Origin of the sequence: Acinetobacter sp. EKM10A (assembly GCF_011075215.1) — a bacterium.
In the GTDB taxonomy this organism is placed as follows: domain Bacteria; phylum Pseudomonadota; class Gammaproteobacteria; order Pseudomonadales; family Moraxellaceae; genus Acinetobacter; species Acinetobacter baumannii.
On record NZ_JAALLK010000031.1, the window covers coordinates 1 to 7,189 of the forward strand.

10 protein-coding genes and 1 pseudogene are annotated in these 7,189 nt (G+C 31.8%); 4 read left to right on the plus strand and 7 right to left on the minus strand.

Annotation, left to right across the window (positions count from 1 at the left end; translation table 11 throughout):
* Window positions 1-12 precede the first annotated feature (12 nt).
* From G9371_RS18775 to G9371_RS18785, 3 genes are read right to left on the minus strand one after another with little or no spacing between them, the layout of a single operon-like run.
* Window positions 13-222: a hypothetical protein gene (locus G9371_RS18775; RefSeq protein WP_000069475.1), complete on the minus strand. Its 210-nt coding sequence runs from the start codon at window positions 220-222 to the stop codon at window positions 13-15.
* On the minus strand, window positions 215-517 hold the full coding sequence (locus tag G9371_RS18780) for a helix-turn-helix domain-containing protein (protein WP_001129974.1): 303 nt from the start codon (window positions 515-517) through the stop codon (window positions 215-217). The genes G9371_RS18775 and G9371_RS18780 overlap by 8 nt, the downstream gene beginning before the upstream one ends.
* Window positions 510-866, minus strand: coding sequence for a type II toxin-antitoxin system RelE/ParE family toxin (locus G9371_RS18785; protein WP_000269904.1), 357 nt, complete (start codon window positions 864-866; stop codon window positions 510-512). Before G9371_RS18785 ends, G9371_RS18780 begins: the two co-directional genes overlap by 8 nt.
* Before the next feature lie 885 nt (window positions 867-1,751).
* Between G9371_RS18785 and G9371_RS18790 the strand changes: the two are divergent.
* Window positions 1,752-1,943 (plus strand): annotated as a pseudogene (locus G9371_RS18790) (tautomerase family protein); the annotation flags it as partial.
* Window positions 1,944-1,985: 42 nt separating this feature from the next.
* On the opposite strand, the gene G9371_RS18795 reads toward G9371_RS18790, so the two are convergent.
* Together G9371_RS18795 and G9371_RS19400 are read right to left on the minus strand one after the other, a co-directional pair.
* On the minus strand, window positions 1,986-2,177 hold the full coding sequence (locus G9371_RS18795; RefSeq protein WP_000102616.1) for a hypothetical protein: 192 nt from the start codon (window positions 2,175-2,177) through the stop codon (window positions 1,986-1,988).
* Window positions 2,178-2,639: 462 nt separating this feature from the next.
* Entirely contained in the window at window positions 2,640-2,858 is a 219-nt protein-coding gene (locus G9371_RS19400; RefSeq protein ID WP_029424581.1) for a hypothetical protein, read from the minus strand.
* A gap of 728 nt (window positions 2,859-3,586) precedes the next feature.
* Here G9371_RS19400 and repM point away from each other — a divergent pair.
* From repM to G9371_RS18810, 3 genes are all read left to right on the plus strand, one after another.
* A complete protein-coding gene (gene repM / locus G9371_RS18800) occupies window positions 3,587-4,516 on the plus strand; it encodes a replication initiation protein RepM (protein WP_005133531.1) in 930 nt (309 codons plus the stop codon).
* Window positions 4,517-4,594: 78 nt separating this feature from the next.
* Complete coding sequence (locus tag G9371_RS18805) at window positions 4,595-5,119, plus strand: plasmid replication DNA-binding protein (RefSeq protein WP_005127114.1); 525 nt, start codon at window positions 4,595-4,597, stop codon at window positions 5,117-5,119.
* A gap of 337 nt (window positions 5,120-5,456) precedes the next feature.
* The gene (locus G9371_RS18810) at window positions 5,457-5,774 is read left to right on the plus strand and encodes a hypothetical protein (RefSeq protein ID WP_000900860.1); all 318 of its coding nucleotides are present in this window, start codon (window positions 5,457-5,459) and stop codon (window positions 5,772-5,774) included.
* A 106-nt stretch (window positions 5,775-5,880) separates the two neighbouring features.
* On the opposite strand, the gene G9371_RS18815 is transcribed toward G9371_RS18810, so the two are convergent.
* Both G9371_RS18815 and G9371_RS18820 read right to left on the minus strand, forming a co-directional pair.
* Window positions 5,881-6,393: an SMI1/KNR4 family protein gene (locus G9371_RS18815; protein WP_001089574.1), complete on the minus strand. Its 513-nt coding sequence runs from the start codon at window positions 6,391-6,393 to the stop codon at window positions 5,881-5,883.
* Window positions 6,394-6,431: 38 nt separating this feature from the next.
* Window positions 6,432-6,950 carry a tetratricopeptide repeat protein gene (locus G9371_RS18820; RefSeq protein WP_000447195.1) on the minus strand — a complete coding sequence of 173 codons (519 nt, stop codon included), beginning with the start codon at window positions 6,948-6,950 and terminating at the stop codon, window positions 6,432-6,434.
* Window positions 6,951-7,189: the final 239 nt, after the last annotated feature.

A 7,189-nucleotide genomic window follows, 5' to 3' on the forward strand; every position in this document is an offset into this window, starting at 1 on the left:
AATCTAGAAGGATTAAGCTATTTCGTAATATTTTAACCAATAAGCATTGTCAAAAATATCAATGTAATAGCTTGGCCTCTTACAATGTGAAAAATATTCACAGCATAAATCTCTAATAATTTCAATTTCTTCTAGGCTATCGGCAGCATTGACTAAAAATATAAATTTGTCTAAGTTAACAAGTAATTTAGTACTATTTTTCAAAGGTTTATTATTAGACATTGAACCCTATGTGTTTTCCTGTTGGAAGCTCTACATCAATACGAAGTTTTCCACCCATTGCTTCAACATACTTTTTCATCGTTGAAATTTTAAGATCATGACCACGATTTTCGATTGCTGATAATGACGGCTGTTTAATTCCAAGGGTTGCAGCTAGTTCTTTCTGGGAAATTTCTAACTCTTCTCGGATAAGGTGAAGCTGACTTTCTAAAAGTAATTCATCAGCCATTTTTTGAATACGAGCTTGACTCTCTGGAGAGCGACTAGCCAATAATTCTTGTAAGCTCTTAGCCATTAGATTGATCTCCTAAAGTTGAGAGATGAAGTGCGTATTGCTCATCTGCAATTGCTAGCATCTCTGTATAAAAACGCTTTTTATTACTCTTATCACCAATACACAGCACAATCGCTTGTCTTAGGGGATCGAATGCAAAAAATGCCCTTAACGGTTTACCACGATGCTGAACACGTAGTTCCTTCATATTGGTAAATTTAGAATCGTAGACGGTATCTACTAAAGGACGACCTAAACTAGGCCCTTGCTGTTGTAGAACAACCAATGCAGCTAAGACTTTCTCTTGTGTTGCTTCATCTTGCTGTTCAAGCCATTCATTAAACAGATCCGTTGTAATGACTGTCCACATATTACAATCACAATATAGATTACAGTCTATATATTAAATCTGATTGAATGACTTTGCAAATGGCAATAAAAAATCCCGACGTCATGTCGGGATTTTTCGGTATGGAGCGCATAGGTAGGGCTGACTACCTGATGGTCATGGTGTCTGACTGATTATTATTGTTGTTTTAAGTCATTGAACATCCTGTCCATATAGATCGATCATAAGAGCTTCATCGGGGGATAGATACAGACAATTTCGTGAAACGCTGTAAGCCAAAACGTACAAAAAATAATCAAAATTTATCCCAATGGTTATCCGCAGAAATTGTGGATTCTTTTGGGTAAAAAAGGCTTACAAACTCTATGGTATTGCTATTTTTGATTATTTTTTAAACAATTTTATTGGCTAAAAGTGACAAAAATGCTTAAAAAGCAGTCGACTTGTTTCTAAGTTGGCTTTTGAGTGTTTTTTAGGGTTATGTAAAATATGTAAACATTTGATTTAATTAAAGTAATTCAGATTGATTTCGCATAAGCACCATTATGTTAAATGGATTAAAATGGAGTCATTTATCTGAAAGGATTTTTAAGATATTCCTTCACCATAGAAATAATTAATAGTATACCAATCAAAACTAGAACTGCTATAAGAATCCAGAACATACAAACCACAAATATTAAACATTAATAATACAATAATAATAATATTTTTCTGATCATTAAGTAACTGATATTTAGATTATTTTGCAAGTTTAGGATTTTGTTAAGTTTTAATTAACAGTGAATTTTTTCTAATTGGTATAAAATTTAGAAGTAGTAAGCTATTTAATTGTTTCTTATAGAAAAAAAGTAAAGAATCTTTATCTGAGAAAAGGTGAGCACAAATTTATTTTGCAATTAATATTCATTGTTCGATGGACGAACAAAAGAGACTAAAAAAGCATTTATTAAGACTCTATTCGAAAATATAAACAATCTATGCGGTATTGATTCAAATGATGTTGAGATAACTATATTTGAAACCCCTAAAGAAAACTGGGGCATTAGAGGGGAAAATGCGGATGAACTACAGTTAAATTATAAGGTAAATGTTTAAATTTCCTAAAATTAACATAATACACCTTATACGAAGCCCAGGTTAATCCTGGGCTTTTTGTTGAATCTGATCATTGGTAGCAAACAGATCAGGATTGGTAATTTTGATGTTTTCCTGACAACTCCTGCAAAGCATCAGCCCAGCAAAAAGTTGTACATGTTCCGTTGATTCACAGAAGGCACATGGCTTAGGAAAAGAGATGATATTGGCTGAATTGACTAATTCTGTTGACATAAGAAGTAACCTTGGATTGTACATATTTATTTTTAATAAATTTCAATACTTTATACCTAATTTAGCCGCTAAAATTTGTACATTATTGTATAATCCATGTGTACATATTATTTTTTATAATTTTCATTCACTTAGACCCAAAATAGTATTTATTTTTGTACAACACCATGTACAGAACAATAATCATATAAATCAAATTTTTAGCATAAAAAAGTCCATTAATTTTGTACACAATTCTGAAACTTAAAAATCTAAACTTTCATCAATTTTTTTCATAATTTCAATAAATTAACCTTAATTTTAAGATATATTCTGAAAGTTGGTTTGAAAGTTGTTTTTACATTATATTTCAATACTTTAAATCAAAAAATTGGATATTTTTTGAAAAACTCAATAAAAGTTTATTTTTTATTTAAAAACAACTAGTTATATTAGTTTTTATCCATTTTTTTGAAACAGTTTCTATATGATAAAAAAACCTATAAAAACCATATCTAGCAAAGGTTTGAGGGTTATCATCTTTAGATGCGTGGTGTGTGACAAAAAAATCCCGGCATGTGCCGGATCCTTGATTAGAAAATTGGCTAAAGTGACGTAGGACTGGTGCTTGGTTTTATATAGAAAAAAGTATTTATTTCTTGGTTTAGAAAAACGTAAAAAAATCATTTTTTGTCCGTTCATCCAAATTAAAAATTTCAAACTAAAATTTTAATTATGGAAATTTTCACAGAAAGCATTCAAATGCGATTTAAGAGCCTTTAAGTAAAAAACATAGGTCTTATAGTGAAAAACAGAAAACAGCTCAAAAAACGCAAATGAGCGCGAAATAAAGAGGGATTTTGATTCTAGATAGATTCATAGAGCGAGTGTCTACGAGCGAACTTATAAAATTTGCCTCTCAGCCTTCCTGAAAAACAGTTTTTGGGGCTTTTTAGCCTAAGAAAGCGTAAGTTTTATGCAGAAATTTGTTCCTAGACCGAGCGTAGCGAGTAAAAAAGTTTTATGAGCGAAGCGAATTCCGAGTTGTTTTTGCTTTTTCTTAAAATCACGTAAGTATTAACCAAAAAATTGCCCCGACGAACTGAGCGAAAGCGAAGTTCAATAGAGTTTGAGCGAAGCGAAAACCAAGGGCAATTTTTCTTTACCTAGGCTTTTAATTATTTTTAATCTTTTAAATGCTTTTAAGTAAGCTGTAACCCTTTATTCATAATAGTTTTAGAGTTAATAAACCTAGGTTTATCGACCCATAAAACTAGGTTTATCGACCCATAAAACTAGGTTTATCGACCCATAAAACTAGGTTTATCGACCTTAAAACTAGGTTTATCGACCCCAAATTAAGTCGATTTACAATTCAATTAAAATAGTCTATTGTACAACCTAGTTTAATTATAAATTTATTATTAGAAATGAGTGAATTAATCGTAAAGGATAATGCTTTAATTCAAGCTAGCTATACCCTAGATACAGTTGAACAAAGGCTGATCCTATTAGCCATTGCTGAAGCTCGGGAAACAGGGCACGGGATAACTGAAAATAGCCTTTTAGAAGTACATGCAAGTAGTTATATCAATACCTTTAATGTCGAGAAACACACTGCTTATACCGTGCTTAGGGATGCATCTAAAAGCTTGTTTGATCGCTATGTCACGTATCATGACATTAATCCTAAGACTGGTAAGGATCGTAGCTTTCACTGTCGTTGGGTCGATAAAATTGGATATGAACCTCAATCCGGGATCGTTTTCCTACGTTTCACGCAAGACATTGTTCCACTCATAACTCGACTGGAAGAAAACTTTACTAAATATGAATTGGAGCAGGTTTCGAGATTAACTAGCTCTTATGCTATTCGGTTATACGAGTTATTAATTCAATGGAGATCTGCTGGTAAAACGCCAATTTTTGATCTATCGATCTTTAGACAACAACTTGGTGTCGAAGCTCATCAATACAAAACAATGAGTAATTTTAAAACGTATGTTTTAGATTTTGCCCTCAAGCAAGTAAATGAGTTAACCGATGTAAAGGCTAAATATGAACAACATAAAAAAGGACGTTCAATTTCCGGTTTTTCTTTCAGTTTTAAGCAGAAAAAAACCAACTCTGACAAAGTAATTAAGGGAACGGATACATTAGCCCTTTTCACCAAAATGAGTGATAAACAACGTCATCTCTTTGCCAACAAACTTTCTGAATTACCTGAGATGGGGCAATATTCAGAAGGCACCGAAAGTTTCCAACAATTTGCTATACGCATTGCAGAAATGCTCCAAGATTATCAAAAATTCCAAGAATTATTTCCTTATCTTCAAAAAGTTGGCTATCAAGCTGCCTAAAATTTATGCTTGATCATTTGTCTATTAGGCAGTCTAATAGACAACAACTTTTGACAGGTTTAGACATAGATTTACAACATGAAAAGCCTTACAGTTCTTGAGCTTTCTAAGCTTTACAATATCAATAGACAAACGATTTACAACAACATAAAGAAAGGAATTTTAAGTAAAAATTCTGATAATAAAATTGATCTAGCCGAGGCTATCCGTGTTTTTGGTGAACCTTCAAAAAAACAGGATGTAAAAGAATCTGTAAAAATAGACAGTCCAATATCGACAGAAGTTTTACTACTTAGACAACAGATAAACATGCTGCAAAATCAGCTTGATGATGCAAAAGAGCGTGAATCCTTTTATCAAAATCAAATTGAGACAATGCAACGTCTACTGGAAGCACCTAAACCTGAGATCCAAGAGCCTAGTGAACCCGAACTCCCTCAATCAGCTCCCATTGTAGAAATGAAGGAGCAGGTGATAGTTGTTCCACCTAAAGATGACGGATTGACTACTCCAGAGAATAAGCGCATTCCTGTTCCAGAGCATGTTGAACCAGAGCCTAAAAAGCGTGGCTTCTGGAGTCGTTTTTTTCTTCCATATGGTTAACTTAGGCTAAATAAAACCGTGGAACATTGCTCAATAAATAAGCGTGGAACGTGTAAAATCATAAAAAAAACCCACCTTGGGGAAGATGGGCTATAAACTAGAAACTACAGCATTGATTTCTATAGATAATTATAACGCATTTCGTATAAGGTGTATTATGTTAATAATATAAATTTTTAAAAGCATATTGATTTAATAATAGAAAAATTATCAGAGTAGGGCATGTGTAAAGTAAACGTTCGATTATTAACCAATAATGATTAAAGATTTATATCTTGTATGTGTTAATTTTATTAACATATATATACGAAATTAATAATGCCTTAAGTGAAATAGTATGCTAGGTAAAAATCATCATTTTTTAAAAAAATTTTCGATCAGTGATGCTGCTATAGCGTATAAAAAACCTCGCTCGACTATACTTAAATATATAAAAAGCGGAGATTTCGAACTTGACTACAATAAATTGATTGAATACAGTCAGTTAGTTAGAAAATTTGGTGAACTTACTTACCCTATACAGGACGAAAGAGAGCAACAAATCAAAAAACTAAAAGATGAAGTTATGCATTTAAAAAAACAACTTAACTTTTTTAAATATACTTCAATCTCAAACAAAAATAGACTATTAATTTCTCATAAACATTCCATTTAACATAATGTGCGTTATATGAAATTCAAAAAATGATACTATTTTTGTGATAATTAAATAAATTTTAGGTGAACATAAGTTAAATAGAGCTTATATCGGCCATATAATTTTAAGGTTCCCAGAATTTATCACCCTGAGTTTCATAAAATTTACTAATGAATTCTTGAAAAGTATTAGCAACAATGTACCAATCTTGTCTTTGATCTATAGGTAAGACAACAAAAATAGAGCCGTAATCATCACTATTAGGATCACATCGAACTAACAATAAGTCTGAATCTCCATAGAATTCTCCAATAATTAAGTCACTTTGAAGAGCGTCATTATTACGATTACTTTTATAAATTTTTGAAGCAAAAATTACTTCCTCAATAGAATATAATTTTAAGCCCCATTGTCCGTATTCTTGATCTTTAAATAGATCTGCACCATTAGATACTGTATAAAAATCCTCTAATACTTTTGGTAAAAGTACTTGGGGTATTTGTGGGTAAATTTTGCTTTTTAGGTTTAATGAACACTGCAAAGGAAAGGGACATTCCCTACCTCTCTGAATAGCTTTCTTAGGTTCAATCTCCCATTCATTATGTATTTTTTCTATAATTTCATGAACACTATTCATTTATTAGACTCTTAAAAAATCCTTAACTTTTACTAAAATTAATTTTCAGACTTATCCCACCAACTTTGAGCTAAATCAGTATTTTTAGGAATGCCTATACCATCACGATACATAGCGGAAAGACTTCGCATTGCTTTCTTATTACCTAACTTTGCAGCCTTTTCACGAAGTTCTAAAGCTTTCTTAATATTAACTTCTATTCCGCTATCTGCGCGAGTATATAGGTCAGCTAACTCAACCATTGATTCAGAATGACCATTTTCTGAAGCTTTCTGAAACCACTTAAAAGCTTTTTGGAAATGTTCTAAAGAATCGTTTTTGTCATCATCCTCTATTAATCTAGCATAGGTAACATATCCATCAGCTAACCAAAACATTGCTGCTACATTTCCATTTTCAGCTGATTTAATAGCCCAAATTTCAGCTTGATTTTCATCTGAATCAACACCATGACCATATAGATAAATCTCAGCTAATTCTAACTGGGCAGAAGTATCTCCACTTTCTGCTTTCGCTAATAAATCATTAGAAAAAACAGGTTCTGCAAATGTTTCCATTGAAAGGCAAACTCCTAAAGCCATAAAAATATTTACTAATTTATTCAATTCTTAACCTTTAAATTAAACTCTTAGGCTTGTATGTTTTTACATCATACCTAAAAGAAAACTCTAAAATTAGAGTATATTTTTAGTCCTATTTAACATAGAAACTCTTATGCGAATCTAGAAGGATTAAGCTATTTCGTAATATTTTAACCAATAAGCATTGTCAAAAATATCAATGTAATAGCTTGGCC